This is a genomic window from Burkholderia sp. ZZQ-2 (assembly GCF_050768715.1).
Classification (GTDB): Bacteria; Pseudomonadota; Gammaproteobacteria; order Burkholderiales; family Burkholderiaceae; genus Burkholderia; species Burkholderia cepacia.
Genome location: NZ_LDVA01000115.1, coordinates 16,120 through 42,482 on the forward strand (window position 1 = coordinate 16,120; position 26,363 = coordinate 42,482).

The window sequence follows — 26,363 nt, forward strand, 5'->3', positions numbered from 1 at the left end:
TCGACTGATGTAACGATTCCGGTGCGGCGTCTGCTATCGTTGCGCCGACGTTATCCCGCCCCTCCCGCTCATGCGTTTCGACGACTCCGACATCGCCGCCGTCTACCGCGCCATTTTCGAACGGCGCGACATGCGCCACTTCACGCCGGCGCCCGTCGATCCCGCCGTGCTCGCGCGCCTGCTGCGCGCGGCGCATCACGCGCCGAGCGTCGGCTTCATGCAGCCGTGGCGCTTCATCCGCATCACCGATCCCGCGCTGCGCACCGCGATCCACGCGCTGGTCGAGGCCGAGCGCCGCGCGACCGCCGACGCACTCGGCGAGCGCCAGGACGAATTCATGCGGCTGAAAGTCGAAGGCGTGCGCGAATGCGGCGAGCTGCTGGTCGTCGCGCTCGCCGACGGCCGCGAGCGTCACGTGTTCGGCCGCCGCACGCTGCCGGAAATGGATCTCGCGTCCGCCGCGTGCGCGATCCAGAACATGTGGCTCGCGGCCCGCGCCGAAGGGCTCGGAATGGGCTGGGTCTCGCTGTTCGACGTCGACGCGCTGCGCGCGCTGCTGCGCATGCCCGACGGCGCGAAGCCGATCGCCGTGCTGTGCGTCGGGCACGTCGATGCGTTCTATGCGAAGCCGATGCTCGAGCAGGAGCGTTGGGCCGCACGGATGCCGATCGAAGCGTGCCTGTTCGAAAACGGCTGGGACGATCCGGCCCCGATCGATGCCGCCGGCGCGCCTTCGTCGCGCGCGGACGCGACAGCGGCCCCCGACTCGGCAAGCACACCGGGCGCGTCGACCACGGGCGTCGACGGCTCCCCCGAACGCATCGCCTGACGTGTACGCGGTCGCCGGCATCGTCCCGGCACCGGCACATTCACCGCGGCAAGCCCTGTTGAATCCCACACTGTGAGCTTCACGCGCGCAGCCTCGTCGCACGCCGGCAACATCCGTTTTGGCCCCGAGCATAGGGGTTTTCACTGAAGTAGAATCGCGACTGTCGTTCGCCTTCCCGCCCGCCCGTCCCGCGCATCCTGCGCCAGCCCGAGCGGCGGCTTTTCCCGAGCCCACCGCGATGCCCTTACCTCTTTTCGCCCTCGCCGTCGCCGCATTTGGAATCGGTACCACCGAATTCGTGATCATGGGGCTCCTGCCCAATGTCGCGCGCGATCTCGGCGTGTCGATCCCGGCCGCCGGGATGCTCGTGTCGGGTTACGCCCTCGGCGTGACGATCGGTGCGCCGATCCTCGCGATCGTCACCGCGAAGATGCCGCGCAAGCGCGCGCTGATGGGCCTGATCGGATTGTTCATCGCGGGCAACCTGTTCTGCGCGATCGCACCGGGCTACGCGGTGCTGATGGCCGCGCGCGTCGTCACCGCGTTCTGCCACGGCGCGTTCTTCGGGATCGGCTCGGTGGTCGCGAGCAACCTCGTCGCGCCGAACCGCCGCGCACAGGCGATCGCCCTGATGTTCACCGGCCTCACGCTCGCGAACGTGCTCGGCGTGCCGCTCGGCACCGCGCTCGGCCAGGCATTCGGCTGGCGCGCGACGTTCTGGGCCGTCACCGGCATCGGCATCGCCGCGGCCGCCGCGCTCGCCGTCTGCCTGCCGAGGAACCTCGCGATGCCCGACACCAGCATCACGCGCGAATTCAGCGTGCTGAAGCACCCGCAGGTGCTGATGGTGCTCGGCATCAGCGTGCTCGCGTCGGCAAGCCTGTTCAGCGTGTTCACGTACATCACGCCGATCCTCGAAGACGTGACGGGCTTCTCCCCGCGCCAGGTCACCTACGTGCTGCTGCTGTTCGGCCTCGGGCTGACGGTGGGCGGCACGCTCGGCGGCAAGCTCGCCGACTGGCGCCGGATGCCGTCGCTGATCGCGACGCTCGCGCTGATCGGCGTAGTTCTCGCGCTGTTCGCGGGCACGATGCACCTGCCGTTCGCCGCGCTCGCGACGATCTTCGTGTGGGGCATCCTCGCGTTCGCGATCGTGCCGCCGCTGCAGATCCTGATCGTCGACCGCGCAAGCGATGCGCCGAACCTCGCATCGACGCTGAACCAGGGCGCGTTCAACCTCGGCAACGCAACCGGCGCGTGGCTCGGCGGGATGGCGATCGGCTCCGGCGTGTCGCTCGTGAGCCTGCCGTGGGTCGGCGTCGCGATGGCCGTCGCCGCGCTGGCGCTCACGCTGTGGTCGGCGTCGCTCGAACGCCGCCCGGTGACCGTGCCGACCGAATACGTGTAACGCCGCCCCGCGCGCATTCGTTGCGCGCGCAACGCCAGCAACACCATCCGAACCTGATGGCCTTCATGGACCTTTCAAGGTCCGCGGTGTAGCATCCCGGCCGATGAAAGCCATTCTCAATCGCGATTTCCTCGCGCTGATCCTGAGCGTCGCGGTCGTCGGCCTCGGCACCGGCGCCACGCTGCCGCTCACCGCGCTCGCGCTGACCGAGGCCGGGCACGGCACCAACGTCGTCGGCATGCTGACCGCCGCGCAGGCCCTCGGCGGCCTCGCGATCGTCCCGTTCGTCACCGCGCTCGCACGCCACATCGGCTCGCGCCGCGCGATCGTCGTATCGGTCGTGCTGCTCGCGGCAGCCACGGCGCTGATGCAGTTCACGTCGAACCTGATCCTGTGGGGCGCGCTGCGCGTGCTGTGCGGCGCCGCGCTGATGCTGCTGTTCACGATCGGCGAGGCGTGGGTCAACCAGCTCGCCGACGATTCGACGCGCGGCCGCGTCGTCGCGATCTACGCGACCAATTTCACGCTGTTCCAGATGGCGGGGCCCGTGCTCGTGAGCCAGATCGCCGGTGCGACGAGCATCCGCTTCGCGCTGTGCGGCGCGCTGTTCCTGCTCGCGCTGCCGACGCTCGCGACGATCCGGCGCGCGCCGCTCGCCGGCGACGACGCGCATCACGAAGCGCACGGCCGCTGGCTCGACGTGCTGCCGCGCATGCCCGCGCTGATCATCGGCACCGGTTTCTTCGCCCTGTTCGATACGCTCGCGCTGTCGCTGCTGCCGCTCTACGCGATGGATCACGGCGTCGCGAGCGCCACGGCCGTGCTGCTCGCGTCGATCATGCTGTTCGGCGATACCGCGATGCAGTTCCCGATCGGCTGGCTCGCGGACAAGCTCGGCCGCGAACGCGTGCACCTCGGTGCGGGCTGGATCGTGCTGACCGGCCTGCCGCTGCTGCCGCTCGTCATCGCGAACCCGTGGCTGTGCTGGCCGCTGCTGTTCGTGCTCGGCGCGGCGGCCGGCAGCATCTACACGCTGTCGCTCGTCGCGTGCGGCGAACGCTTCCGCGGCGCAGCGCTCGTCACCGCGAGTTCGCTCGTGTCGGCGTCGTGGAGCGCCGCGAGCTTCGGCGGCCCGCTGGTCGCCGGCGCGTTGATGGAGCAACTGGGCAGCAACGCGCTGGTCGGCGTGCTGGTCGTCTGTGTCGCCGCGTTCGTCGCGGCCGCGCTGTGGGAGCGCCGCGCCGCGTTGCAGCGCGCGGTCTGATATCGGCGATGTCGATGTCGATGTTGCAAACGCAAACATTGACGCTCGCACTCGGCGCCCCACACGGACGCACACGCGCCGCCCCCGGCCTGCCAAACGAAAACGGCCCGCGCAATGCGGGCCGCCCTGTCCTTCCAAACGACTTGTTGCGTGTCGCGCCGCGCCCCGTCACGCGCTCCGCGCGGGCAGGATCTTGCCGGCACACGTGCCGAAGCCGACGCGATAGCCGTCGCCCTGGCACCATCCGGCGAGCGTGAGCTCGTCGCCGTCCTCGATGAACGCGCGACTGCCGCCGCCGTTCAGCGCAACCGGCTCCTTGCCGTTCCACGTCAGTTCGAGCAGGCTGCCGAACGAATCCTTCGTCGGCCCGCTGATCGTGCCCGAACCCATCAGGTCGCCCACGCGCGTGTTGCAGCCAGCCACCGTGTGATGCGCGAGCTGCTGCGCCATCGTCCAGTACATGTGCCTGAAGTTCGTGCGGCAGATCGACGTCGCCTCCGCCGCCCCTTCCGCGCGCAGCGTCACTTCGAGCGCGATGTCGAACGCATGCTTGCCCGCATGCCGCAGATACGCGAGCGGCTGCGGCGACTGCTCGGGCTGCGCGACGCGGAACGGTTCGAGCGCATCGAGCGTGACGATCCACGGCGAGATCGTCGTCGCGAACGTCTTCGCGTTGAACGGGCCGAGCGGCACGTATTCCCACTGCTGGATGTCGCGCGCGCTCCAGTCGTTCAGCAGCACCATCCCGAAGATATGTGCTTCCGCGTCCTCGCAGGCGATCGGCTCGCCGAGCGCATTGCCGCGGCCGACGATGAAGCCCGTCTCCAGTTCGATGTCGAGCTTGCGGCACGCGCCGAACACCGGACGCTCCTGGTCGGGCAGCTTCAGTTGCCCGTTCGGGCGCCGCACCGGCGTGCCGCTCACGACCACCGACGACGCACGTCCGTTATAGCCGATCGGCATCTCCGACCAGTTCGGCAGCAGCGCGTTCTTCGGATCGCGGAACATCGAACCGACGTTGGTCGCATGCTCCTTCGACGAATAGAAATCGGTGTAGCCGGGAATCTCGACCGGCAGATGCAGCGTCGCGTCGCGCTGCGCGACGAGCACCTGCGCGCGCAGCGCCGCATCGTCACGCAGCCGCGGGTTGTCGCGCGAGAACAGGTCCGACAGCTGCACGCGCACGCTGCGCCATGCGTCGCGGCCGAGCGCGATGAACGGATTGAGCGTCGGCGCGGCGAACACGTCGGTGCCGGCCGGCAGCGTCACGAGGCCCGCGCGTGCGAGCGCGGCGAGATCGACGATCCGGTCGCCGAGCGCGACGCCGGCGCGGCGCGCCGTCTGCTTCGCATCGCTGAAGATCCCGAACGGCAGGTTCTGGATCGGGAAATCGCAGGCGGGATCGTTCGCCGTCTCGACCCAGCTCTTGCGGGCCGGGTCGAGCGTCGCGCGCCAGTCTTGGGTATCGCTCATCTTTGCTCCGGGTTGAAGTGTTTCCTGATGCCTTGCCAGCATTCGAAGTAGTCGGCCTGCAGCTGCGCGGTGTCGAGCGCGTAGCGCGTCGGCCGGATCAGCGTGCGGGTTTCGAACATGAACGCCATCGTTGCGTCGACCTTGTGCGGCTTGCTCGTATCGCTCGCGGACGCCTTCTCGAACGTGTCCGCGTCGGGCCCGTGGCCCGACATGCAGTTGTGCAGGCTCGCGCCGCCCGGCACGAAGCCTTCGGCCTTCGCGTCGTAAGCGCCGTGCACGAGCCCCATGAACTCGCTCGCGACGTTGCGGTGGAACCAGGGCGGGCGGAACGTATCCTCGGCCGCGAGCCAGCGCGGCGGGAAGATCACGAAGTCGATCGTGTCGACGCCGGGCGTGTCGCTCTGCGACTGCAGCACCAGGAAGATCGACGGATCGGGATGGTCGTAGCTGATCGAGCCGATCGTGTTGAACAGGCGCAGGTCGTATTTGTACGGCGCGTAGTTGCCGTGCCACGCAACGACGTCGAGCGGCGAATGGCCGATGTCCGCGCGCCACAGCCGGCCGTTCAGCTTCGCGATCAGCTCGAACGCGCCTTCGCGGTCTTCGTAAGCGGCGTGCGGCGTCAGGAAGTCGCGCGGGTTCGCGAGACCGTTCGAGCCGATCGGGCCGAGGTCCGGCAAACGCAGCAGCGCGCCGAAGTTTTCGCAGATGTAGCCGCGCGCATCGCCGTCCGGCAGCGCGACGGAGAAACGCACGCCGCGCGGGATCACCGCGATCTCGAACGGCTCGACGTCGAGCCGGCCGAATTCCGTCGCGATGAACAGGCGCCCCTGCTGCGGCACGATCAGCAGTTCGCCGTCCGCGCTGTAGAAAAAGCGGTCCTGCATCGAGCGGTTCGCCGCGTACAGGTGGATCGCGCAACCGTTCATCGCGGCGGCCGACCCGTTGCCGGCCATCGTCACCAGCCCTTCGACGAAATCGGTCGGCTCGACCGGCATCGGCAGCGGGTCCCAGCGCAGCTGGTTCGGCGGCGTCGGCGGCACGTCGGCCGAGTCGCCGAATTCCGACACGAGCCGCTGCGGGCCCGCGTACGGCTCGAACGGCCGATGCACGGCCGCCGGGCGAATGCGGTACAGCCACGAGCGGCGGTTGTGGCCACGCGGCGCGGTAAACGCGGTGCCCGACAACTGCTCCGCATACAGCCCGTACGGCGCGCGCTGCGGCGAGTTGCGGCCGTGCGGCAGCGCGCCGGGCAGTGCCTCGGTCGCGAATTCGTTCGCGAAACCGCTCAGGTAGCCGGCGTTTGCCGGTTTCGACAGGTCAAGCGTCATCGTTTCCTTTCTCCCTCAATTCGTGGCGGCGGTCGGCGCCTGCACGCCGTTGCGCCGCGTTACGCCCGCAAGCCCGAGGACGAACAGCGCCGAGCACAGCACGGGCACCGCGGCCGCGTGGAACAGCGCGCCGTTCGACCAGTTGAGCGCAATCAGTTGCCCGCCGACGAGCGGCCCGAGCACCGAGCCGATCCGGCCGATGCCGAGGCTCCAGCCGATGCCCGTCGAGCGCAGCGACGTCGGGTAATACTGGCCCGCGAGCGCGTTCACGGCCGGCTGCCCGCCGACCACGCAGAACCCGCCCGCGAACACGACCACCAGCAGCCACGGCAGCGCATGCGCGACCGAGCCGATCAGCCCGACCGACACCGCGGCGCACGCAAAGCAGGCGAACAGCACGCGTACGAAGCCGTAGCGTTCGATGAACCAGCCGAGCGACAGCGTGCCGATCACGCCGCCGGTCTGCAGCACCGTGCCGACGATCACGGCCGTACCCGGCGAATAACCGGCATCGCGCATCACCGTCGGCAGCCAGTTCGACAGGAAATACAGGTCGATCAGGTTCATGAAGCTGATCGCCCACAGCAGCAGCGTGACCGGCAGGCGGCCATGGCTGAACAGCTCGGCGACCGGCGCGCCGGTCGCGGCCCGCTCGCGCACGACGAGCCGCGTGTGCGCATCGATGCCGGCCTGCGGCGCGAAACCTGCGAGCCAGTCGCGCGCCTGCGCGACGCGCCCTTTCAGCACCAGGAACTGCAGCGACTCGGGCAGCCGCGCGACCATCGCGATCGTGAGCACGAGCGGCACCGCGCCGCCGACGAAGAACACCGAGCGCCAGCCGAGCGCCGGAATCAGCGCGGCGCTGATGAAGCCGCCGAGCGCCGCGCCGAGCGTGAAGCCGCACGACACGATCATCATCCGCTTCACGCGATGCGCGGCCGGGCTGAACTCGCCGACCAGCGCCATCGCGTTCGGCATGATGCAGCCGAGGCCGAGGCCCGTGACGAAGCGCAGCGCCATCAGCACCGGGATCGAACCCGCGAACGGCGTCGCGAGCATCGTCACCGCGAAGAACAGCGTCGAACCGATCAGCACCGGGCGCCGCCCGATCCGGTCGGCCAGCACCGACAGCCCGAGCGCGCCGAGCAGCATCCCGAACAGGCTCGCGCTGAACACCGGCCCGAGCGCCTGTTTCGGCACGCCCCATTCGGCAATCACGCTCGGGGCGACGTAGCCCATCGCCTGCGCATCAAACCCGTCGATCACGAGGCACAGCCCGCACAGCACGAGCAGCATCCAGTGAAAGCCCGGGCGATGGGTCTCGTCGATCACGTGCTCGACTTCGAGCACGCGTGCGTCGGCCGGCGCCGCGCTCATTGCGCGACCTCGGCGGCCGGATGCACGGGCGGCGTCACGCCCTGGCGCGCGAGCGCCATCGCTTCGCGCAGCACGTCGGCGTCGCCGATCTGGTTCGCGAGCAGCAGGATCAGCTTCGCGTTGACGAGCTGGCTGTCGGCGTCGGACAGGTCGCGATGCATGTCGATCAGCGCTTCGTAGAACGCGTCCGGGTCGGCCAGGCGCGGGCGGGTGTCGAGTGAGGGCATGACGGAGTCTCCGGTGTCTTTATCGTATTCAGCGTGCGCAGGTCGCGCGCGCCAGTGCGTCGGCAAGCGCCTGACGCTCGAGCGTGCGCATGCGGGCGCAGACATGCTGGTCGGGGCGCAGCAGGTAGAACGTGCCGGGCTTCGCGTCGTAGCGTTGCGCGGCGAAACCGTCGACGTCCTCCACGACGTCGACACCCGCGACCGGCTGCGCGTGCCCGGCCGGCACGACGAGCACGGGCCGCACCGGCAGCGCGAGGCCGTCGAGCGCCTGCGCGAGCGCGCCCGCATCGCCCGGCAGCCCGAACAGCACGCCGGTGAAGCCGCTGCCCAGATGCTGCAGCAGCCAGCCCGACGCGCCCTGCGCACGCACCGGCGCATCGGCTGCCGCCGCGCCCGGGCGCATCGAGCCCGCAAACGCGTCGCCATTGCGGTCCGGCGTGTTCAGCGGCGAATCGGCCAGCACCGCCGGCACCGACAGGCGGCCGCTGTTCACGAGCTTGCGCGCGAACTCGCAGTCGCGCGCGAGCTTCAGCGTCGCGTCGCGGAATACGCGCGACACCGGGCTTTTCGGCGTGATGAAGTCCGTCGAGCGCGTCGAGTTGCGGATGTTCTCGTCGGCGGCGAACTCGCGCTCGCTCGCATACGTATCGAGCAGGCTGTCGGCCGAACGGCCGTCGAGCACGAGCTTCAGCTTCCAGGCGAGGTTGTCGGCGTCCTGCACGCCGCTGTTCGCGCCGCGCGCGCCGAACGGCGACACGCCGTGCGCGGAGTCGCCCGCGAACAGCACGCGGCCGTGGCGGAACGTATCCATCCGCTGGCAGCGGAACGTATAGACGCTCACCCATTCGAGCTCGAACTCGACGTCCGGCCCGAGCAGCGCGCGCACGCGCGGGATCACGCGCTCCGGCTGCTTCTCGGCGACCGGATCGGCATCCCAGCCGAGCTGGAAGTCGATGCGCCACACGTTGTCGGGCTGGCGATGCAGCAGCACCGACTGATTGGGGTGGAACGGCGGGTCGAACCAGAACCAGCGCTCGGTCGGAAACTCCGCCTTCATTTTCACGTCGGCGATCAGGAAGCGGTCCTTGAACGTGCGGCCGCGGCTTTCGAGGCCCATCATCGTGCGCATCGGGCTGCGCGAGCCGTCGGCCGCGATCACGTACTGCGCGCGCAGCGTCGCGGTGCCTTCCGGCGTCTCGATCGTCAGCACCGCGTGCTCGGCCGCCTGCTCGATGCCCGTCACCTTGTGCTTCCAGCGGATATCGATGTTCGGCAGCTCGAACGCGCGATCGGCCAGATAACCTTCGACGTAGTACTGCTGCAGGTTGATGAACGCGGGGCGCGCATGCCCTTCCTCGGGCAGCAGGTCGAATGCGTACAGCTGCTCGTCCTGCAGGAACACCTTGCCGACGTGCCAGCTGACGCCCTTGTCGACGAAGCGCTCGCCGCAGCCGAGCCGGTCGAAGATCTCGAGCGTGCGCTTCGCGAAGCAGATCGCGCGCGAGCCGGTGGAGAGCGTGTCGTCGTCGTCGAGCAGCACGACGGGCACGCCCTGCTGCGCGAGGTCGATCGCCGCCGCGAGACCCACCGGGCCCGCGCCGACGACGATCACCGGGTGAACGGTCGCGTCCTGCGCACGCGGACGGTATTCGAACTTCAGCGTCTGGTAATCGATGCTCATGGTCGCCGTCCGCCCCTCAACCCTGCCGGGCGGGCGCCGACTCGCCCGTCATCCCGCCCGTCGCCTGCCGGCGCGCCGCGCCGCCGTCCCGCGTGCCATTCCTGTCAACCGCCACGTCTCGCTCCTTGCTTCCTGTTGATTCGCGAACGGCGCCGTTTCGCGGCGCCCGCCTGCCGCATTTCTTGATCGGCGACAAATTCTGGATTTACGAATAGTAAAACCAATTACGAATAGTGAAATCAACGTAAACCCTAGGCGAAGGCTCGGAGACGGGATAACCATATAAGTGAAACGCCGAGCCGACCTTGGCCGGCACTGCTAATATCAAGCTACGAGGCGGCCCGTTCGGCCGCCGTTTTTCCTTCTTACGCCGATGATTCCGCCCACCATTCCCGAGCTGGTCGCCCGTGCCGGGCAACTGCCGTACCTGCGGGATCACCTCGCGCTCGCCGATGGCGGCACCGCAAGCGCGAACCTGCCCGAGCGCACGCTCGGCAGCGCCTACGAACCGATCTACGACGTGACGATGCCGGGCGCACCGCAATCGACGTCGTTCGCCGACGCCATCGAGCGCTATGGCGACGAGCTCGGCTTCCAGGCCGTGACGGTCGTCACGGGCGCGCCGCACGATCCGGTCGACTCGGCCGTCGACGACCAGACGCTCGTGGCGATCGACCGCCTGTCGCGCGCGCTGCACGCGATCAATTTCTTCGGCGCCCAGCGCCACGGGCTGTTGTTCCTGCGCGTGCACGAACGCCTGCTGAAGAGCGTGAAGTACGACCACGGCAAGCATTTCTCGTCGGTGCTGCAGCGCTTCGGGCTGCCGGCCGAGCGGATCGTGATCGAGCTGCCGGCGGTCGCGGTCGCGCACAAGACCTTCCTCGGCTACCTGACACGCAGCTATCAGCATCACGGCTTCAAGGTGGCGGACAAGCTGCCCGACCCGGGCCGCATCCTCGCGGTCGAATCGGACATGGCGCGCCCCGACTACATCAAGATGGATGCGGGCATCGCGTTGCGCGACGGGATGGTCAAGGCGCTCGTCGCGTATGCGCAGCGCGTGCGGATTCCGCTGATCTTCGACGGCGTCGTCGACGAAACGCAGTGCGAGCTGCTGCGCCAGCACGACGTGCGGTTCATGCAGGGGCCGGTGTTCGCGAAGGTCGTGACAGCCTGAACGGATGAGGTAGCCGGCGCACGCGGGGAGCGGCGCGCCGGATGCGCGGCGGGGGTGTGGCGCCGCTTGAAGCAGGATGAAGCGATCGGGTGGCCGGGCGCGACCCGCGGCTCGACGCCTGCCCGTCAGGGCAGACGGTTACCGCCTACGCGCTTCCGCCATCGTCGTACTTGGGCAGATCGTCGTCGATCTCGATGCCCGGGAAACGATCCGCATACCAGACGTGCCAGGCCGGCCGTAGCCGCGACGGCTCATCGAGCGTGGCGTAATTGATCTCGACCGTTTTCGGCGCGTCGATCAGCCGGTATTCGAGCTGCGCGCCGCAACGGCCGCAGAAGCGCCGCTCGCCCCACGCGCTCGACGCGTAGACGGTCGGTTCGCCCTGCAGGTATTCGAACGCGTCGATCGGCACCGATGCCGATGCGACGACCGCCGCACCGGTCGTGCGCTGGCAGAGCCGGCAGTGGCAGAAGCCGGCGTCGGTCGAGACCTGGGCGATACGGTAGCGGATCGCGCCGCACGCGCATCCGCCTTCCATGGATTCCGGGTGAGACATCGCAGACCTCGTCGTCGGGAAGCTGGCAAACGATGATGAGCGCGGTTCGAGCGCGGCACAAGAGACGGCGGCAGCCGCAGCCCGCCGTCACCATCCCCCTCACCTTTACCGGCAACGACACGGTTGCGGTGCGAGGGCAACGCGCGCCGCATTTCTCAGGCCGTCTGCCCGAGCCGCTGCGCGAGCGCCTTCAGCTTCGGCCCGACCTGCGTGCGAAACACCTCCTCGTCCATCGACGATGCGGGGCCGCTGCAGCTCAGGATCAGCCAGCGCCCCTCGCGCGGCTCGCGAAACGGCACGGCCGCCGCGTTGACGTCCATGTGCCACGCCCGGAACGAATAACAGCAACCGCCCGCCGAGAACTCGGCCACCGCGTGCTGCGCGGCGGCGACGAGCGCATCGGCGTCGGCCGCGCCGCCGGCCGCGCGGTGCAGCTCCGCATAGAGCGCGCGGCGCACGTCCTCCGGCTGCACGGCCAGGTACGCGCGCCCCATCGAGCTCGTCAGCATCGACAGCCGCGAGCCGGGCGCGAGCCCGAGCGTCAGCGCGGTCTCGCTGCGGATCGTCTCCAGATAGATCATGTCGAGCCCGTCGCGGCAGCCGAGCGACACGGCCGCGCCGATGTCGCGCGCGAGCGCCTGCATGTGCGGCCGCGCGAGGTCGAGCGTCCCCGAGCCGGACAGCAGCGCGTAGCCGAGCGACAGCACGCCGGCGTCGAGCGCATACTTTCCGAGCGTCTCGTCGTAGCGCAGGTAGCCGAGCACAGTCAGCGTATAGGCGAGCCGGTTCACGGTCGCCTTCGGCAGCCCGGTGCGCTCCGCGAAGTCGCGGTTGCCGAGCATCGTCTCGCCGGGCCGGAATGCGCGCAGCAGGTCGAGCCCGCGCGCGAGCGCGACGACGAACTTGCGCTCGTCAATCGTGGTTTCGTCGATGGTTGAAAGTGTCATCTGGTGCTACACTGGGTTCGATTTGCAAAACATTGTTCCGCACAGCGGAACTACAGTCAAGCGAACTTTTGGCATGGGGCCCGGCTGGAAGACCGGACCGACCGCTAAGCATGGGGCCAGAGTAAGCGCTGAAGCGCCAACTCTGCCCGACAGGAGATGAGACGATGAGTGCTGCAACTTTTCATTGGGACGATCCGCTGCTGCTCGACCAGCAACTGACCGAAGAAGAGCGGATGGTGCGCGACGCGGCGCAGGCGTATGCGCAGGACAAGCTCGCCCCGCGCGTCACCGAGGCGTTCCGCCACGAGCGCACCGACGCCGAAATCTTCCGCGAGATGGGCGAAGTCGGCCTGCTCGGCCCGACGATTCCCGAGGAATACGGCGGCCCCGGCCTCAATTACGTGAGCTACGGACTGATCGCGCGCGAAGTCGAACGCGTCGATTCGGGCTACCGGTCCATGATGTCCGTCCAGTCGTCGCTCGTGATGGTGCCGATTTACGAATTCGGCTCCGACGCGCAGAAGCAGAAATACCTGCCGAAACTCGCGACCGGTGAATGGATCGGCTGCTTCGGGCTGACCGAGCCGAACCATGGCTCCGACCCGGGCAGCATGGTCACCCGCGCGAAGAAGGTGCCCGGCGGCTACTCGCTGTCCGGCGCGAAGATGTGGATCACGAACTCGCCGATCGCCGACGTGTTCGTCGTGTGGGCGAAGCTCGAGGAGAACGGCAAGGACGCGATCCGCGGCTTCATCCTCGAGAAGGGCTGGAAGGGCCTGTCGGCGCCCGCGATCCACGGCAAGGTCGGGCTGCGCGCATCGATCACCGGCGAAATCGTCCTCGACGAGGTGTTCGTACCGGAAGAGAACCTGATGCCGAACGTGAGCGGCCTGCGCGGCCCGTTCACGTGCCTGAACTCGGCCCGCTACGGGATCGCGTGGGGCGCGCTGGGCGCCGCCGAATCGTGCTGGCACACCGCGCGCCAGTACGTGCTCGACCGCCAGCAGTTCGGCCGCCCGCTCGCCGCGAACCAGCTGATCCAGAAGAAGCTCGCGGACATGCAGACCGAAATCACGCTCGGCCTGCAAGGCGTGCTGCGCCTCGGCCGGATGAAGGACGAAGGCACGGCGGCCGTCGAAATCACGTCGATCATGAAGCGCAACTCGTGCGGCAAGGCGCTCGACATCGCCCGGCTCGCGCGCGACATGCTCGGCGGCAACGGCATCTCCGACGAATTCGGCGTCGCGCGCCACCTCGTGAACCTCGAAGTGGTCAACACGTACGAAGGCACGCACGACATCCACGCGCTGATCCTCGGCCGTGCGCAGACGGGCATCCAGGCGTTCTTCTGATCGTCCGGCTACGGCGCGCCCGGCAGCCATGCCGCGCCGCGCACGCATGAACGACACGGCCCGCCCGGCATCACTGCCGGGCGGGCCGTTTTTCATCGGATCCGCGCTCCGGGCCGGCGGCCCGGTACGCGTTCACGTGCCGCAGATGCTTACTTGTTCGGCTGCGGCGTGAGGCGCAGATACGGACGCACTGCTTTGAAGCCCTTCGGGAAGCGCTTCTTCAGCTCTTCCGGATCCTGCAGCGACGGCACGATCACGACGTCGTCGCCATCCTTCCAGTTGCCGGGCGTCGCGACCTTGTAGTTGTCGGTCAGTTGCAGCGAGTCGATCACGCGCAGCACTTCGTCGAAGTTGCGCCCCGTGCTGGCCGGATACGTGATGATGAGCCGCACCTTCTTGTTCGGGTCGATCACGAACAGCGAACGCACCGTCAGCGTTTCGTTCGCGTTCGGGTGGATCATGTCGTACAGCTGCGAAACCTTGCGGTCCGCATCGGCGATGATCGGGAAGCCGACGACCGTCGACTGCGTTTCGTTGATGTCGTTGATCCAGCCCTTGTGCGATTCGACACCGTCGACCGACAGCGCGATCACCTTCACGTTGCGCTTCTCGAATTCGCCCTTCAGCTTCGAGGTCAGCCCGAGTTCGGTCGTGCATACCGGCGTGTAGTCGGCCGGATGGGAGAACAGGACACCCCAGCCGTCACCCAGCCACTCGTGAAACTTGATCGGGCCCAGGCTCGATTCCTGCTCGAAATCCGGTGCGATGTCGCCAAGACGCAGACTCATGATGTTCCCTCCTCGAACGATGCTGGTTGAAACCGCGCCCGGGTCGGCGCGGGAAAGTGTGTCAGCTTACGGGAAGCAATGGGGCATGCGAACGATTATTCCGTTTGATATTCATACTTTTTTGTCATTTTTGCCCGGTGTCGGTGCAGCGCGGGCAGCCCTGCGGGAAACTTTTCACCCCGTTTGCCGCTCTGTTGATCATTACAAGTCGTTTACCATGCGGTCTTGCGCTGCCGTCGTGTGTCTTCCCGGCTCGCCAGCAGGCAGGCGTTTCGCTACGATGTGAACCTGCAGCATGACAGCATGAAGGGAGTTGCAATGTCGGAAATCAACAAGGAGAAACTGATGTCGGATATCAAAACCGTTCTCTCGGACGCCGAAGACCTGCTCAAGCAAGCTGCGAGCAGCACGGGCGACCGTGCGGCCGAGCTGCGCGAGAAAGCCATGTCGCGCCTGAAGCAGGCCAAGGAAAAGGCAGCCGACGTCCAGGTCGTCGTGGTCGAGAAAGGCAAGAAGGCCGCACGCGCGACCGACGATTACGTGCACGAGCATCCGTGGACGTCGATCGGCGTCGCCGCCGGCGTCGGCGTGCTGATCGGCCTGCTGATCAACCGCAAGTAACGCGCCCTGCGTCGTTCCGTCCCGCGGGCCGCTTCACGCGGCCTGCGGGCGTCGAAGCCAGCCGGCGGTTTCCGCCGGCCGGCTTTGTCCTAGCTGCACACTGCACGCGCACGCGCCTCACCCATGACGACAGACACCACCTCGCAGCCGTCCGGCCAAGGACCGCTGCGCCGCCTCGTCGGCTCCGCGATCGGGCTTTTGCAAACGCGCCTCGAACTGGTGGGCATCGAGCTTGCCGAGGAGAAGGAGCGCCTGATGGGCGTGCTGTTCCTCGGGCTCGCCGCGATGATGCTCGCGACGATGGCACTCATCAGCCTGACCGTACTCGTCGCGATCGCGTTCTGGGATACCTACCGCTGGCAGTCGCTCGCGGCGATCACCGCGCTCTATGCCGCAGGCGGGATCACGTGCGCACTGAAAGCCCGTTCGGGCCTGCGCGACGCGCCGACCGTATTCGAGGCGACGCTCGCCGAACTCGAGAAAGACCGCGAACTGTTCCGCGGCAAGCCGTGAACGCAGTCGCGCTCACCCCTCCCACCTACTTCGCCGACGCGCCATGAGCCAGAACGTCACGGGCAATTCCCCCCGCTCCCATTCGTCGCGATCGAACTGGAGCGCGTCGCAGCATCGCGCGCTCCGCAAGGAACTGCTGATCCTGCGATCCGAAGTCGAGCGGCTCGAACTCGCGGAAGCCGCCGGCGAAATGCGCCAGGCCGTCACGCGCTTCAGCTGGCTCAAGGTGTTCATCCCCGGCCTGTCCAGCAACAAGTTCAGCCAGTCCGCCAAGAACCTGAACGCGAGCCTCGGCCAGCTCGTCAACCAGTATCCGATGCTGAGTTCGCTCGCATCGCTCGTGCTCGCCAAACCCGTTCGCTCGCTGCTGCGCGCGAGCGCGGGGCCCGCGCTGAAGTGGGGCACCCTCGGTTTCGCTGCATGGGAGGTCTACCGGATCTGGAAGGCGTCCCGCGACGAGCGCGGGCTCGACGCGCACGACGACTGATCGTCGCCATCCTGCGCGCCCGGCCATCCGCCGTGGCGCGCCTTTCATTCGAACTCAACGCACCCCCCAGCACGCGGCGACCGGTTCGTCGACGGCATCACTTCGGACATTGCCCTTCGTCCCGTCCGAGCGCAGCGTGAATGCGCCGCATGCATCGCCGTGCATCGGGCCGGTGTCGAGCGGAATGGCTTCCAGCTCATAGCTCACGGGCGAATCGTCGCCGTCCGGCCGCCGGAGCGCCAGACGATAGACCGCGCGCCCGTCCGGCGGCGCTTGCGCGAGTGCCGCGGGCAACGCCGAAGGCGGCACCCCGTCCAGTGTTTCGAGATATTGGGCCGCCCGGTACAGCGCGGCGACTGCCGATGCGCGATGAGCGCGCGCCACATGCTCGCGATACGACGGGATGCCCCATCCGGCCAGCACCGCGACGATCGCGAGCACGATCATCAGCTCGATCAGCGTGAATCCCGCCGAGCGTTGCATGGATGGGCGACCGCTCATCGAAGCACCGTCGCGACGTGACGCCAGCGCAAGGCGACGATGTGTCCGTCGCGGATCGCGACCTGATGCTGCAGCCAGACGGCGCTCGATGCATGCGCACCGACACCGCGCGCGGTGACCACGTACGCACGGGCATCGGCCGGCCCGGCCCCGCGCCACGCTTCGATCAGGCATCGTGGTGGTTGCACGACCGTCGGCCATCCTGCGAACGGCGCGAACGCTTCGGCCGCCGCCAGCGCCGGCGTGCGCCGCCACGCGTCGGGCTCCGCGTGCGACTCGCCTTCGCTTAAGTAGGGCGCCGAGCCCCGGCGCAATCGCGCGGTGCACGCGGCAAGCGCGGCATCGGCCGCGTGAAATGCGACCAGCCGATCGGACAACGCGCGCGTGCGGCGCGATTCCGTCAGTGCAGCTTCGAACCACGTGCCGGTCAGCGCCGCAACCGCCGCGCCAACCGCGATCACCGCAGGCAATGCAAGGCCCGCTTCGCGACGCCGATCGCAGATAGTTGACCGCAAGCGCATGTGCAACGCTCGCCGTCTCGACGCCAGGGCCTCCGCACCCGCAGCCCGCCGCAGGCCTTCACCACTTGTCGCGACACGCTCGTGCGGGTTGCCTGCCGCGACGCATGCCGACCGCTGCGGCACGTGCCGCCCCGCTCCGTTCATCGCAGCACCTCGCGGTCATCCGTTGCATCGCGCGGCGTTTCGTCGAATGCGCCCGCGACATTCCTCAATGCGACGATGCGATCGAGCGTCATGCGCGCGCGGCCGTCTTGTGCAACGACGGTGCGGCCATCGCAGTCGACGTGCCGCGCCGGCTCGCTCGACGGTTCACCGCGCGCCCGCACGCAGACATGCACGGCCACGACCTCGTGCCAGTCGTCGACGCGCATGGCATCGGCATCGACGAACTGCGTGCCGCCGCGGCGAAGATAGCGCACCCGCAACTGATCGATTCCCGACACGACCGGCTGTGGCGTGCCCGGACGGCCGTTTCCTTCGCAATACAGTTCGGGCTCGCCCGTCGACGGACTAACGTGCACATCGAAGCGGTTCTCCACCGGCGCACGTTCGCCGGCCCCGCCGATACCCTGCCCGAGGCAATCCGGCACCTGGCCGCTAACGGTGGGCCACGTCGACACGGCGTCGCCGACATACCGGATCAGCAGCGCGTCCGATGCAGCGCGCACGGGCTCGCACCGTACTTGCGCGCCACTTCCCCTCACACGCGCCATCGAACAGCCGAACACCGGCGGCAACGACGGCACGCCCCCTGCATCGAGCGGCCGGAATCCTGCCATCTGGATCTGCTGGCCGATCAGCATCAGTGCGGTGCCGGCCGCATCGCGCATCCGGAACCCGTCGTCCGCACGCCGCTGGGCGATGCGCTGCGCGTGGAGCAGCGCAACGGCCGCCGCGAGCACGAGCAGACCGACCGTCATCGCAATCAATACTTCAAGCAGCGTATGCGCACGCATGCGGCGATCAGCGTTCATCGGCGTCAGTCTCCCGATACGGAATCCGGACGCAAGAAGGCGGCTGCGCCGGCCTGCCCGTCGCATCGCATCGCGGCCCGGTAGCCGAATGACCGCCGCGCCAGCCGACAACCGCGTAGCTGGCGCCACCCGGCCCATCGCCACGCATCATCGCGCCGCCGGGCAGCGACGCTGCGGCCCGCTCCGCGAGGCCGTCGTCAGCCTGCGCGGCTACGTGCAAGCGCTCGATACGCGCATCAGCCAGCCACAGCGCGCGTTCACGCCAGATCGTCGCGCGCTGCGCACGCGTCATCGCAAGCTGGCTGCCCGCCACGGCCAGCATTACGGCCGCGAGGAGCGCGACGGCCAGCATCGCTTCGAGCAGCGACGTGCCGCGCATTGCGTTGCGCATCATGACACTCACGCCGCGTCGCAGCGGCCGGCGACAACCCGCGCCCGGCCGCCTGCCGCAATCCGCACGCAACGCGACGCACGTGTGGCGTCAGCCTCCGATATGTCGCGTCGTGGACTCAATTCGAACCGCCGGATACCACCGATTGCCTGACCGACCGGCGGCGCAAACGCGAGATCGTGCGCCGCACCCGCGACGGCCACTTCGGCATCGCGCGGATAGCGCCTCAGCACGCGTGACTGCCCGTCGACCTGCCCGCTGACGATCCAGTCGCACGACCACTCGGCCGGATCGCACCGGTCACCCGCACGCAAACAGGCGCCGCCGCTCCCGGCCCTGCACAGCGTGACACGCACGCCGAGGCGCATCGCCTCGGTACGTGCAAACGACAGCGCGCCGAGCAGCGCGCGCGAGCGTGCATCCACACGTTCACGCATGCGCCACTGATCGAACGCGGGCGCCGCATGGAGCGCGAGCCCGGCCGCCAGCGAGAGGGCGACCATCAGCTCGACGAGCGTGAACCCGCCCGAGCGGCGCAACACATTTTTCAGGGGTAAAGCGTGCAGTCCCATCGCAGCCGTCCTTCGCCAAGGTGATGCGACGACTGTAGCGACGCGTGCGGACGCGCGCCATTTGCCGAACGGCCGACTGGCGGCATGCGATCGCGACCGACACAATCGGCGCGAACTGATTCAACGGAGAAGACGATGAACGGACGCAGCGCGTCAGCGCTTACGCGGAGTCTTGGCGGGAGAGGCGCGACGGAACTCTTCGATCACGTCGGCAAATTCGGAAACGTCCTCGAACCGGCGATACACCGATGCGAAGCGGACATAAGCGATCGTATCGAGGCCGCGCAACTCGTTCATCACGAGTTCGCCGAGCTTCTCGCTACGCACTTCGCGCTCGCCTGTCGCGAGCAGTTGATACTCGATGCGGGCGACCGCCGCGTCGATCGCGTCGGCAGCAACCGGCCGCTTGCGCAGCGCGAGTTGCATGCTGGCGACGATCTTGCGACGGTCGAATTCCGTGCGGCTGCCGTCCTTCTTCACGACGAACGGCAGGGACAACTCGACCCGCTCGTACGTCGTGAAGCGCTTGTCGCAAGCCGAGCAGCGACGGCGCCGCCGGATCGCGGCGCCATCTTCGGACACGCGCGAGTCCACGACCTGCGTGTCGTCATGCCGGCAGAACGGGCAGCGCATCGTCGATCAGCGATAGACCGGGAAACGCTTGGTCAGCTCGGCGACCTGCGCGCGCACGCGCTCGATCGTCGCTGCATCTTCCGGGTTGTCCAGCACGTCAGCGATCAGGTTGCCCACCTGTTCCGCTTCCGCCGGACCGAACCCGCGCGTCGTCATCGCCGGCGAGCCCAGGCGCACGCCGCTCGTCACGAACGGCTTTTCCGGATCGTTCGGGATCGCGTTCTTGTTGACCGTGATGTGCGCGGCGCCGAGCGCGGCTTCCGCTGCCTTGCCCGTGATGTTCTTCGCGCGCAGGTCGACCAGCATCACGTGGCTTTCGGTGCGGCCCGACACGATGCGAAGGCCGCGCTTCACCAGCGTTTCAGCCAGCACGCGTGCGTTCTCGACCACCTTCTCCTGGTACGCCTTGAATTCCGGCGACAGGGCTTCCTTGAACGCCACCGCCTTGCCCGCGATCACGTGCATCAGCGGGCCGCCCTGGATCCCCGGGAAGATCGCCGAATTGATCGGCTTCTCGTACTCCGCCTTCATCAGGATCACGCCGCCGCGCGGGCCGCGCAGGCTCTTGTGCGTCGTCGTCGTCACGAAGTCCGCGTGCGGCACCGGGTTCGGGTACACGCCTGCCGCGATCAGGCCGGCGTAGTGCGCCATGTCGACCATCAGGTACGCACCGACCGACTTCGCGATCTTCGCCAGACGCTCGAAATCGATCTTCAGAGAGAACGCCGACGCGCCCGCGACGATCAGCTTCGGCTTGTGTTCCTGCGCAAGCTTCTCGGCCGCTTCGTAGTCGATGTCTTCGTTCTCGTTCAGGCCGTAGCTCACCACGTTGAACCACTTGCCCGACATGTTCACCGGCGAACCGTGCGTCAGGTGGCCGCCGTGCGCGAGGCTCATGCCCATGATCGTGTCGCCCGGCTTGAGCATCGCGAAGAACACGCCCTGGTTCGCCTGCGAACCCGAGTTCGGCTGCACGTTCGCCGCTTCCGCGCCGAACAGCTGCTTCACGCGATCGATCGCCAGCTGCTCGACCACGTCCACGTATTCGCAGCCGCCGTAGTAGCGCTTGCCCGGATAGCCTTCCGCGTACTTGTTCGTGAGCTGCGAACCCTGCGCGGCCATCACCGCCGGGCTCGTGTAGTTTTCCGACGCGATCAGCTCGATGTGATCTTCCTGGCGGCGGTTTTCCTGCTCGATCGCAGCAAAGATTTCGGGATCGACGTTCGCGATGGTGCTTTGGGCTCTGTCAAACATACGGTTTCCGTTAAGTGTGTACAGGTTGACCGAAGTGGCCGAGTACGGTGCGCTGCTGGCGGGACCAGCTCGACGTGGCGGAGGAATCCGTATGACGCGAGGCAGGACAGCCACCGGCGATGCACGCGACGGCGCACAACGGCTGCCCAGGCGAACGGCAAAAACGGCGCCCCGCGCTTCACGGTGGGATGCTCCACCTTGAACCCGAAGGGTTCTATCGCCAGTCACGCAGGGGTGATGAGCGCGTTAGTGTATTGGATGCGTCATGAATAGGCAACCGCACGGCGGTGCGCCCGGAGCAATTGGGGCCAGACTCTACGCGCCCGTGCCGGAACGCTTTGCCGCCTTGCCGCGGTGCGGCATTCTCAGTAGGCTTGCGGGATATCACCCGCTATTTTGTCTTCGACCAGGAGCAGCAATGATCGTGTTCGTCACAGGCGCGTCCGCCGGCTTCGGCGCCGCCATCGCCCGTGCCTTTGTCAACGGAGGCCACCGCGTCGTCGCGACCGCGCGTCGCAAGGATCGTCTCGATGCGCTCGCCGCCGAACTCGGCGATTCCCTTCTGCCGCTCGAGCTCGACGTACGCGATCGCGCGGCCGTCGAGGCCGTACCGGCCGCCCTTCCCGCCGAATTCGCGGCGATCGACGTGCTCGTCAACAACGCCGGCCTCGCGCTCGGCGTCGAGCCGGCCCAAAAGGCCAGCCTCGACGAATGGCACACGATGATCGACACGAACTGCACGGGCCTCGTCACGGTCACGCACGCGCTGCTGCCCGGCATGATCGAGCGCGGCCGCGGCCATATCTTCAATCTTGGCTCGGTCGCGGGTTCGTACCCCTATGCAGGCGGAAACGTCTACGGGGCGACCAAGGCTTTCGTCAGACAATTCAGCCTGAACCTGCGCGCCGACCTGCTCGGCACGCCGTTGCGCGTCACCGATGTCGAGCCCGGCCTGTGCGGCGGCACCGAATTCTCGAACGTTCGTTATCGCGGCGACAACGAAAAAGCGGCGAACGTCTACAACAACGTCCAGCCGCTCATGCCCGAGGACATTGCCGACACGATCTACTGGATCGCGACGCGCCCGGCGCATGTCAACGTCAACACGATCGAGCTGATGCCGATCGCGCAAGCACCCGGCGGCCCGACCGTCCACCGCGGCTGAAGCCCCGCTGGCCGGCCCCTTCGGGCCGGCCAGCAGTGTGCTGCCGCATACTACATTCCGTTACGAATCGGTTACGAATCAGGCTCCTGCCTTCCGGTAGAATGCGCGCCATGACCCAGCCTACCCGCTCCCCGGAAGCGCCCTCCGGCTTCATCTGGCCGGTGCGCGTGTACTACGAGGATACCGACGCAGGCGGCATCGTCTTCTATGCCAACTACCTGAAGTTCTTCGAACGCGCCCGCACCGAGTGGCTGCGCGCATGCGGCATCGACCAGCGTCGGCTCGCCGACGAGACCGGTGCGATCTTCGTCGTCCGCAGCACGTCGCTCGACTACCGCGCACCGGCGCGACTCGACGACACCCTGGCGATCACGAGCCGGCCCGGACGCATCGGCCGCGCATCGGTGGAGTTCACGCAGGAAGCCTGGTGTGGAGACACGCTGCTCGTGGCCGGGCACATCCGCCTCGGTTGCGTCGACCGTACCGGCATCCGGCCCGCGGCGATCCCGCCGGCCGTGCTCGACGCGCTGGAACGCGGGCCCGTCATCGACGACGGACAGACTGCACTGTCAACGAAGCTCGCATGAGCGCCGTTTAGACACAGCCTATGAACTTGCCTTTCTGATTCGATACTAAGCAAGGTTCGGCGCCAGGCATGGCCGGCGCGCCGCGCCGCACGCATACCGGGCGCCCCGAAGGGACGTTACTCAAACCTCTATGAACACTTCTCAAGACCTGTCGATCATTTCCCTCGTCCTCAACGCGAGCGTGCTGGCCCAGGCCGTGATGGGGCTGCTGCTGCTGCTGTCGCTGATGTCGTGGACCTTCATCTTCCGCAAGTGGTTCGCGATCCGCCGCGCACGTGCGCAGACCGAACGCTTCGAGAAGGACTTCTGGTCGGGCGGCGACCTGCAGGCGCTGTACCAGAGCGCAGCCAACAACCGCCACACGATCGGCGCGCTCGAGCGGATCTTCGAATCGGGCATGCGCGAGTTCCTGAAGGCGAAGGAAAAGCGCATCAGCGATCCGGGCCTCGTGCTCGACGGCGCACGCCGCGCGATGCGCGCGTCGTTCCAGCGTGAAATGGACGTGCTCGAAGCGAACCTCGCGTTCCTCGCGTCGGTCGGCTCGGTCAGCCCGTACATCGGCCTGTTCGGCACGGTCTGGGGGATCATGAATTCGTTCCGCGGCCTCGCGAACGTGCAGCAGGCCACGCTCGCGAACGTCGCGCCAGGCATCGCCGAGGCGCTCGTCGCCACCGCGATCGGCCTGTTCGCCGCGATTCCGGCAGTGGTCGCGTACAACCGCTACGCGCACGACATCGACCGCCTCGCGATCCGCTTCGAGACCTTCATCGAAGAGTTCTCGAACATCCTGCAGCGTCAGGCCCAGTAAGGAGCGCGCCATGGCAGGAAGCCCCATCCGATCCAGCATGCGCGGCGGCCGCTCGCGCCGTGCAATGGCCGACATCAACGTCGTGCCGTACATCGACGTGATGCTGGTGCTGCTCGTGATCTTCATGGTCACCGCACCGCTCGTCGCCCCGTCGATCATCAACCTGCCGACCGTCGGCAACGCCGCGCCGCAGGAGCAGACGCCGCCCGTTGTCGTCAACATCAAGGCCGATCGCACGATGAGCGTCAAGTACAAGGGCGACTCGGGCGCGACCCAGGAAGACACGATGACGAAGGCCGAGCTCGACAGCTTCATCGTGGCCCGGCAGGCCGATCATCCCGACCAGCCGGTCGTGATCGCGGCCGACAAGACCGTGCAGTACGATGCGGTCATGACCGTGATGTCCGATCTGAAGGCGCGCGGCGTCAAGCGCGTCGGCCTCCTCGTCAAATCGCAATGAACCGGCAGCAATCCACGCGCAGCTCCGCCTACCCGCCTCAGCCTCCCCGCGAGCGCGGTACCTGGCGCGCATTCGCGCTCGCCGCGCTGATGCACGTGCTGCTCGCGCTGTTCCTCTATCACGGCGTGCAGTGGCAGAACAGCACGCCGGCCGGCGCCGAAGCCGAGCTGTGGACCGAGGTGCCCGACGTGCCCGCGCCGCGGCCCGTCGTCACGCCCACGCCGCCCGTGAAGGTCGCGCCGCCCGCCCCCCCCGTGCGCGACGAGCAGGCCGACATCGCGCTGCAGCAGAAGAAGCGGCAGCAGGAAGCGGCCGCGCGTGAAGCGCTGCTCGAGCAGCAGCGCCGCGCACAGCAGTTGAAGGCGCAACAGGAAGAGGAAGCCCGGCGCGCGCAGCTTGCCGCGCAGCAGGCAGCCGCACTCGCCGCACAAAAGGCCGCGGAACGCGACCGGCAGAAACAGGCCGACAAGCTCAAGCAACAGCAGCTCGCCGAGCAGCAGAAACTCGAACAGCAGAAACTCCAGCAGCAGAAGCAGGCGCAGCTCGAAGCGCAGCAGGCGGCGAAGGCGAAGGCCGACGCGGCCGCGAAGGCAAAGGCGGAAGCCCAGGCCAAGGCGAAGGCCGAAGCCACGGCACGCGCGAAGGCCAATGCGGCGGCGAACGCGAAGCTCGACCGCGAGCGCAGCGCGCGCCTCGCGCAGATGCAGGGCCTGTCCGGCGCCGGTGAAGGCGGCGGCGAAGGCCTCGCGAAAAGCGGCACCGGCACGGGCTCCGGCGGCAATGCCGCGACGCCCGGCTATGCCGACAAGGTGCGCCGCCGCGTCAAGCCGAACATCGTTTGGGGCGGCGAGCGGGCAGGCCTGACCACCGTCGTCAAGATTCGGTGCACGCCGTCCGGTGACGTATTGAGCGCATCGGTCTCCCGCTCCAGCGGGAATTCGGGGTGGGATCAAGCCGTGGTCAATGCGATCCACGCATCGGTCCCGTTGCCGCCCGATTCTAACGGTCGTACCCCGTCGGACATTACGATTACCTTCAAGGCGGCGGAGTGAAACGAAATGCGCTTACACTCCGGGCGTCGCTGTCGGACGGGAACGAATCGGGTATTTTTACTGTCTCTGCCGTTGCGCAGCGATCCAAGCCATACGGGAAGCAAGAAGCATGAGTTTGATGACAAAGCTAGGTTTCAGGGCACTCGTGGCCTCGTGTCTGATTACGGCGGGCAGCGCCGCTAACGCCCAGGTCAACGTGCTGATCACCGGTGTCGGGTCGACCCAGTTCCCTATCGCCACCGCGAATTTCGCGAACGAGGCGAACCTGCCGCAGCAGGTCACGTCGATCGTCCGCGCCGACCTCGCCCGCAGCGGCAAATTCACCAACATCGACGCAGGCAGCACGCCCGTGCCGGAGACCGCATCGGTCGATCTCGGCGCATGGAAGGCGAAGGGCGCCAATGCGTTCGTCGCCGGCAGCGTGAACCGCGAAGCGAACGGCCAGTACAAGGTCAACTTCATCCTGTACGACACCGTGAAGCAGCAAAGCCTCGGCGGCCTGTCGCTGACGGCCACCGACACCACGCTGCGCACGGCCGGCCACAAGATCGCCGACTACATCTACCAGAAGCTGCTCGGCGTGCGCGGCGTGTTCGCCACGCGCCTGTCGTACGTGATCAAGACCGGTAACCGCTACCAGTTGCAGATCTCGGATTCGGACGGCCAGAACGCGCGCATCGCGCTGTCGAGCACCGAGCCGATCATCTCGCCGTCGTGGTCGCCGAGCGGCACGAAGGTCGCGTACGTGTCGTTCGAGCGCAAGAAGCCGATCGTCTACATCCACGACCTGCCGACCGGCCGCCGCTACATCGTCTCCGACCAGAAGGGCAACAACAGCGCACCGGCATGGTCGCCGGACAGCAACACGCTGGCCGTCGCGCTGTCGCTGACGGGCAATACGCAAATCTATTCGGTCAATTCGACGGGTGGCGGCCTGCGCCGCCTCACGCAGAGCAGCTCGATCGACACCGAGCCGTTCTACTCGCCGGATGGCCGCTGGATCTACTTCACGAGCGATCGCGGCGGTGCGCCGCAGATCTACCGGATGCCCGCACAGGGCGAAAGCGCCGGCGCCGCGCAGCGCGTGACCTTCACCGGCAGCTACAACACGAGTCCGCGTATCAGCCCGGACGGCAAGCTGCTCGCTTACATCTCCCGCACGGGCGGGGGCTTCAAGCTGTACGTTCAGGATCTGCAATCGGGCGCGGCGAACGCCATCACGAATACGAATCGCGACGAATCGCCGAGCTTCGCGGCAAACGGCCAGTACCTTCTGTACGCTACCCAGTCGGGTGGTCGCAATGTTCTGGCAGCAGTGCCCTCCGACGGCAGCGCGCCGCCGCAAATCCTGTCCGTCCAGGGCGGCTCCGTACGTGAGCCGTCGTGGGGGCCCTTCATGCAATGACCACAAGGA

At 67.7% G+C, this 26,363-nt stretch carries 29 protein-coding genes and 1 riboswitch; of the genes, 14 read left to right on the plus strand and 15 right to left on the minus strand.

Annotation, left to right across the window (positions count from 1 at the left end; all coding sequences use genetic code 11):
- Window positions 1-70: 70 nt before the first annotated feature.
- The 3 genes from bluB to ABY44_RS06545 all read left to right on the plus strand — a co-directional run bounded on the left by bluB (window position 71) and on the right by ABY44_RS06545 (window position 3,501).
- On the plus strand, window positions 71-829 hold the full coding sequence (gene bluB / locus ABY44_RS06535; RefSeq protein WP_124672037.1) for a 5,6-dimethylbenzimidazole synthase: 759 nt from the start codon (window positions 71-73) through the stop codon (window positions 827-829).
- Between the two features lie 238 nt (window positions 830-1,067).
- Window positions 1,068-2,237: an MFS transporter gene (locus ABY44_RS06540; protein WP_021157147.1), complete on the plus strand. Its 1,170-nt coding sequence runs from the start codon at window positions 1,068-1,070 to the stop codon at window positions 2,235-2,237.
- A gap of 103 nt (window positions 2,238-2,340) precedes the next feature.
- Window positions 2,341-3,501, plus strand: a complete 1,161-nt coding sequence (locus ABY44_RS06545; protein ID WP_431640978.1) for an MFS transporter — start codon at window positions 2,341-2,343, stop codon at window positions 3,499-3,501.
- 168 nt (window positions 3,502-3,669) lie between these two features.
- Here the strand turns inward: ABY44_RS06545 and fahA are convergent, their stop codons facing one another.
- From fahA to ABY44_RS06570, 5 genes are read right to left on the minus strand one after another with little or no spacing between them, the layout of a single operon-like run.
- Entirely contained in the window at window positions 3,670-4,974 is a 1,305-nt protein-coding gene (gene fahA / locus ABY44_RS06550) for a fumarylacetoacetase (protein ID WP_334052720.1), read from the minus strand.
- Entirely contained in the window at window positions 4,971-6,305 is a 1,335-nt protein-coding gene (hmgA, locus tag ABY44_RS06555) for a homogentisate 1,2-dioxygenase (protein ID WP_060313663.1), read from the minus strand. Before hmgA ends, fahA begins: the two co-directional genes overlap by 4 nt.
- Before the next feature lie 15 nt (window positions 6,306-6,320).
- Entirely contained in the window at window positions 6,321-7,682 is a 1,362-nt protein-coding gene (locus tag ABY44_RS06560) for an MFS transporter (RefSeq protein WP_060084026.1), read from the minus strand.
- The gene (locus ABY44_RS06565; protein WP_021157152.1) at window positions 7,679-7,909 is read right to left on the minus strand and encodes a DUF2783 domain-containing protein; all 231 of its coding nucleotides are present in this window, start codon (window positions 7,907-7,909) and stop codon (window positions 7,679-7,681) included. The genes ABY44_RS06560 and ABY44_RS06565 overlap by 4 nt, the downstream gene beginning before the upstream one ends.
- 28 nt (window positions 7,910-7,937) lie before the next feature.
- A complete protein-coding gene (locus tag ABY44_RS06570; RefSeq protein ID WP_431640979.1) occupies window positions 7,938-9,590 on the minus strand; it encodes an FAD-dependent oxidoreductase in 1,653 nt (550 codons plus the stop codon).
- Window positions 9,591-9,963: 373 nt separating this feature from the next.
- Between ABY44_RS06570 and ABY44_RS06575 the strand changes: the two genes are divergently transcribed.
- Window positions 9,964-10,767, plus strand: a complete 804-nt coding sequence (locus tag ABY44_RS06575) for an EAL domain-containing protein (RefSeq protein WP_060084028.1) — start codon at window positions 9,964-9,966, stop codon at window positions 10,765-10,767.
- A gap of 145 nt (window positions 10,768-10,912) precedes the next feature.
- On the opposite strand, the gene ABY44_RS06580 is transcribed toward ABY44_RS06575, so the two are convergent.
- Together ABY44_RS06580 and ABY44_RS06585 are read right to left on the minus strand one after the other, a co-directional pair.
- On the minus strand, window positions 10,913-11,323 hold the full coding sequence (locus ABY44_RS06580) for a GFA family protein (protein WP_431640980.1): 411 nt from the start codon (window positions 11,321-11,323) through the stop codon (window positions 10,913-10,915).
- Between the two features lie 155 nt (window positions 11,324-11,478).
- Entirely contained in the window at window positions 11,479-12,270 is a 792-nt protein-coding gene (locus ABY44_RS06585) for an IclR family transcriptional regulator (protein ID WP_027788256.1), read from the minus strand.
- Window positions 12,271-12,434: 164 nt separating this feature from the next.
- Here ABY44_RS06585 and ABY44_RS06590 point away from each other — a divergent pair, with 164 nt between their 5' ends.
- Entirely contained in the window at window positions 12,435-13,622 is a 1,188-nt protein-coding gene (locus ABY44_RS06590) for an acyl-CoA dehydrogenase (RefSeq protein WP_021157157.1), read from the plus strand.
- Between the two features lie 149 nt (window positions 13,623-13,771).
- Here the strand turns inward: ABY44_RS06590 and ABY44_RS06595 are convergent, their stop codons facing one another.
- Complete coding sequence (locus ABY44_RS06595; protein WP_021157158.1) at window positions 13,772-14,410, minus strand: peroxiredoxin; 639 nt, start codon at window positions 14,408-14,410, stop codon at window positions 13,772-13,774.
- Between the two features lie 318 nt (window positions 14,411-14,728).
- Between ABY44_RS06595 and ABY44_RS06600 the strand changes: the two genes are divergently transcribed.
- From ABY44_RS06600 to ABY44_RS06610, 3 genes are all read left to right on the plus strand, one after another.
- Window positions 14,729-15,031, plus strand: a complete 303-nt coding sequence (locus tag ABY44_RS06600) for a DUF883 family protein (RefSeq protein WP_006494044.1) — start codon at window positions 14,729-14,731, stop codon at window positions 15,029-15,031.
- A 123-nt stretch (window positions 15,032-15,154) separates the two neighbouring features.
- Window positions 15,155-15,544 carry a phage holin family protein gene (locus ABY44_RS06605; RefSeq protein ID WP_060084030.1) on the plus strand — a complete coding sequence of 130 codons (390 nt, stop codon included), beginning with the start codon at window positions 15,155-15,157 and terminating at the stop codon, window positions 15,542-15,544.
- A 43-nt stretch (window positions 15,545-15,587) separates the two neighbouring features.
- On the plus strand, window positions 15,588-16,031 hold the full coding sequence (locus ABY44_RS06610) for a DUF3318 domain-containing protein (RefSeq protein ID WP_027788257.1): 444 nt from the start codon (window positions 15,588-15,590) through the stop codon (window positions 16,029-16,031).
- Window positions 16,032-16,085: 54 nt separating this feature from the next.
- On the opposite strand, the gene ABY44_RS06615 is transcribed toward ABY44_RS06610, so the two are convergent.
- From ABY44_RS06615 to glyA, 7 genes are all read right to left on the minus strand, one after another.
- On the minus strand, window positions 16,086-16,514 hold the full coding sequence (locus ABY44_RS06615; RefSeq protein ID WP_431640981.1) for a type IV pilin protein: 429 nt from the start codon (window positions 16,512-16,514) through the stop codon (window positions 16,086-16,088).
- 14 nt (window positions 16,515-16,528) lie between these two features.
- Complete coding sequence (locus ABY44_RS06620; protein ID WP_431641027.1) at window positions 16,529-16,990, minus strand: hypothetical protein; 462 nt, start codon at window positions 16,988-16,990, stop codon at window positions 16,529-16,531.
- 203 nt (window positions 16,991-17,193) lie between these two features.
- A complete protein-coding gene (locus ABY44_RS06625; protein WP_431640982.1) occupies window positions 17,194-18,027 on the minus strand; it encodes a PilW family protein in 834 nt (277 codons plus the stop codon).
- Window positions 18,017-18,406, minus strand: a complete 390-nt coding sequence (locus ABY44_RS06630; protein ID WP_431640983.1) for a hypothetical protein — start codon at window positions 18,404-18,406, stop codon at window positions 18,017-18,019. Before ABY44_RS06630 ends, ABY44_RS06625 begins: the two co-directional genes overlap by 11 nt.
- A gap of 20 nt (window positions 18,407-18,426) precedes the next feature.
- Window positions 18,427-18,990: a GspH/FimT family pseudopilin gene (locus ABY44_RS06635; protein ID WP_431640984.1), complete on the minus strand. Its 564-nt coding sequence runs from the start codon at window positions 18,988-18,990 to the stop codon at window positions 18,427-18,429.
- Window positions 18,991-19,143: 153 nt separating this feature from the next.
- Window positions 19,144-19,623, minus strand: coding sequence for a transcriptional regulator NrdR (gene nrdR / locus ABY44_RS06640; RefSeq protein WP_006476792.1), 480 nt, complete (start codon window positions 19,621-19,623; stop codon window positions 19,144-19,146).
- A gap of 6 nt (window positions 19,624-19,629) precedes the next feature.
- On the minus strand, window positions 19,630-20,877 hold the full coding sequence (gene glyA, locus ABY44_RS06645; protein WP_021157166.1) for a serine hydroxymethyltransferase: 1,248 nt from the start codon (window positions 20,875-20,877) through the stop codon (window positions 19,630-19,632).
- A gap of 137 nt (window positions 20,878-21,014) precedes the next feature.
- Window positions 21,015-21,115, minus strand: a riboswitch (ZMP/ZTP riboswitch).
- A 180-nt stretch (window positions 21,116-21,295) separates the two neighbouring features.
- Here glyA and ABY44_RS06650 point away from each other — a divergent pair.
- The 6 genes from ABY44_RS06650 to tolB all read left to right on the plus strand — a co-directional run bounded on the left by ABY44_RS06650 (window position 21,296) and on the right by tolB (window position 26,354).
- Window positions 21,296-22,042 (plus strand): SDR family NAD(P)-dependent oxidoreductase, encoded by a 747-nt coding sequence (locus tag ABY44_RS06650; RefSeq protein WP_027788264.1) that lies wholly within the window; start codon window positions 21,296-21,298, stop codon window positions 22,040-22,042.
- A gap of 101 nt (window positions 22,043-22,143) precedes the next feature.
- Window positions 22,144-22,629: a tol-pal system-associated acyl-CoA thioesterase gene (gene ybgC / locus ABY44_RS06655; RefSeq protein WP_027788265.1), complete on the plus strand. Its 486-nt coding sequence runs from the start codon at window positions 22,144-22,146 to the stop codon at window positions 22,627-22,629.
- A gap of 130 nt (window positions 22,630-22,759) precedes the next feature.
- Window positions 22,760-23,437, plus strand: coding sequence for a protein TolQ (tolQ, locus tag ABY44_RS06660; protein ID WP_021157170.1), 678 nt, complete (start codon window positions 22,760-22,762; stop codon window positions 23,435-23,437).
- 10 nt (window positions 23,438-23,447) lie between these two features.
- Window positions 23,448-23,897: a protein TolR gene (gene tolR / locus ABY44_RS06665; RefSeq protein WP_011351075.1), complete on the plus strand. Its 450-nt coding sequence runs from the start codon at window positions 23,448-23,450 to the stop codon at window positions 23,895-23,897.
- Window positions 23,894-24,949 carry a cell envelope integrity protein TolA gene (gene tolA / locus ABY44_RS06670; protein ID WP_027788266.1) on the plus strand — a complete coding sequence of 352 codons (1,056 nt, stop codon included), beginning with the start codon at window positions 23,894-23,896 and terminating at the stop codon, window positions 24,947-24,949. The genes tolR and tolA overlap by 4 nt, the downstream gene beginning before the upstream one ends.
- Before the next feature lie 109 nt (window positions 24,950-25,058).
- The gene (gene tolB / locus ABY44_RS06675; RefSeq protein ID WP_027788267.1) at window positions 25,059-26,354 is read left to right on the plus strand and encodes a Tol-Pal system beta propeller repeat protein TolB; all 1,296 of its coding nucleotides are present in this window, start codon (window positions 25,059-25,061) and stop codon (window positions 26,352-26,354) included.
- Window positions 26,355-26,363 lie beyond the last annotated feature (9 nt).

Bases quoted from the DNA above. Each gene is read 5' to 3' on its own strand.
- bluB (WP_124672037.1), top strand. From the start codon at position 71: ATGCGTTTCGACGACTCCGACATCGCCGCCGTCTACCGCGCCATTTTC.
- ABY44_RS06585 (WP_027788256.1), bottom strand. From the start codon at position 12,270: ATGACACTTTCAACCATCGACGAAACCACGATTGACGAGCGCAAGTTC.
- ABY44_RS06600 (WP_006494044.1), top strand. From the start codon at position 14,729: ATGTCGGAAATCAACAAGGAGAAACTGATGTCGGATATCAAAACCGTT.
- tolB (WP_027788267.1), top strand. From the start codon at position 25,059: ATGAGTTTGATGACAAAGCTAGGTTTCAGGGCACTCGTGGCCTCGTGT.
- ABY44_RS06545 (WP_431640978.1), top strand. From the start codon at position 2,341: ATGAAAGCCATTCTCAATCGCGATTTCCTCGCGCTGATCCTGAGCGTC.
- ABY44_RS06595 (WP_021157158.1), bottom strand. From the start codon at position 14,410: ATGAGTCTGCGTCTTGGCGACATCGCACCGGATTTCGAGCAGGAATCG.
- ABY44_RS06625 (WP_431640982.1), bottom strand. From the start codon at position 18,027: ATGAACGCTGATCGCCGCATGCGTGCGCATACGCTGCTTGAAGTATTG.
- fahA (WP_334052720.1), bottom strand. From the start codon at position 4,974: ATGAGCGATACCCAAGACTGGCGCGCGACGCTCGACCCGGCCCGCAAG.
- ABY44_RS06630 (WP_431640983.1), bottom strand. From the start codon at position 18,406: ATGCGCGGCACGTCGCTGCTCGAAGCGATGCTGGCCGTCGCGCTCCTC.
- ABY44_RS06590 (WP_021157157.1), top strand. From the start codon at position 12,435: ATGAGTGCTGCAACTTTTCATTGGGACGATCCGCTGCTGCTCGACCAG.
- ABY44_RS06650 (WP_027788264.1), top strand. From the start codon at position 21,296: ATGATCGTGTTCGTCACAGGCGCGTCCGCCGGCTTCGGCGCCGCCATC.
- tolQ (WP_021157170.1), top strand. From the start codon at position 22,760: ATGAACACTTCTCAAGACCTGTCGATCATTTCCCTCGTCCTCAACGCG.
- glyA (WP_021157166.1), bottom strand. From the start codon at position 20,877: ATGTTTGACAGAGCCCAAAGCACCATCGCGAACGTCGATCCCGAAATC.
- tolA (WP_027788266.1), top strand. From the start codon at position 23,894: ATGAACCGGCAGCAATCCACGCGCAGCTCCGCCTACCCGCCTCAGCCT.
- ABY44_RS06615 (WP_431640981.1), bottom strand. From the start codon at position 16,514: ATGCAACGCTCGGCGGGATTCACGCTGATCGAGCTGATGATCGTGCTC.
- ABY44_RS06580 (WP_431640980.1), bottom strand. From the start codon at position 11,323: ATGTCTCACCCGGAATCCATGGAAGGCGGATGCGCGTGCGGCGCGATC.
- ABY44_RS06635 (WP_431640984.1), bottom strand. From the start codon at position 18,990: ATGGGACTGCACGCTTTACCCCTGAAAAATGTGTTGCGCCGCTCGGGC.
- ABY44_RS06565 (WP_021157152.1), bottom strand. From the start codon at position 7,909: ATGCCCTCACTCGACACCCGCCCGCGCCTGGCCGACCCGGACGCGTTC.
- nrdR (WP_006476792.1), bottom strand. From the start codon at position 19,623: ATGCGCTGCCCGTTCTGCCGGCATGACGACACGCAGGTCGTGGACTCG.
- ABY44_RS06575 (WP_060084028.1), top strand. From the start codon at position 9,964: ATGATTCCGCCCACCATTCCCGAGCTGGTCGCCCGTGCCGGGCAACTG.
- ABY44_RS06570 (WP_431640979.1), bottom strand. From the start codon at position 9,590: ATGAGCATCGATTACCAGACGCTGAAGTTCGAATACCGTCCGCGTGCG.
- ABY44_RS06605 (WP_060084030.1), top strand. From the start codon at position 15,155: ATGACGACAGACACCACCTCGCAGCCGTCCGGCCAAGGACCGCTGCGC.
- ABY44_RS06540 (WP_021157147.1), top strand. From the start codon at position 1,068: ATGCCCTTACCTCTTTTCGCCCTCGCCGTCGCCGCATTTGGAATCGGT.
- ybgC (WP_027788265.1), top strand. From the start codon at position 22,144: ATGCGCGCCATGACCCAGCCTACCCGCTCCCCGGAAGCGCCCTCCGGC.
- tolR (WP_011351075.1), top strand. From the start codon at position 23,448: ATGGCAGGAAGCCCCATCCGATCCAGCATGCGCGGCGGCCGCTCGCGC.
- ABY44_RS06560 (WP_060084026.1), bottom strand. From the start codon at position 7,682: ATGAGCGCGGCGCCGGCCGACGCACGCGTGCTCGAAGTCGAGCACGTG.
- ABY44_RS06610 (WP_027788257.1), top strand. From the start codon at position 15,588: ATGAGCCAGAACGTCACGGGCAATTCCCCCCGCTCCCATTCGTCGCGA.
- hmgA (WP_060313663.1), bottom strand. From the start codon at position 6,305: ATGACGCTTGACCTGTCGAAACCGGCAAACGCCGGCTACCTGAGCGGT.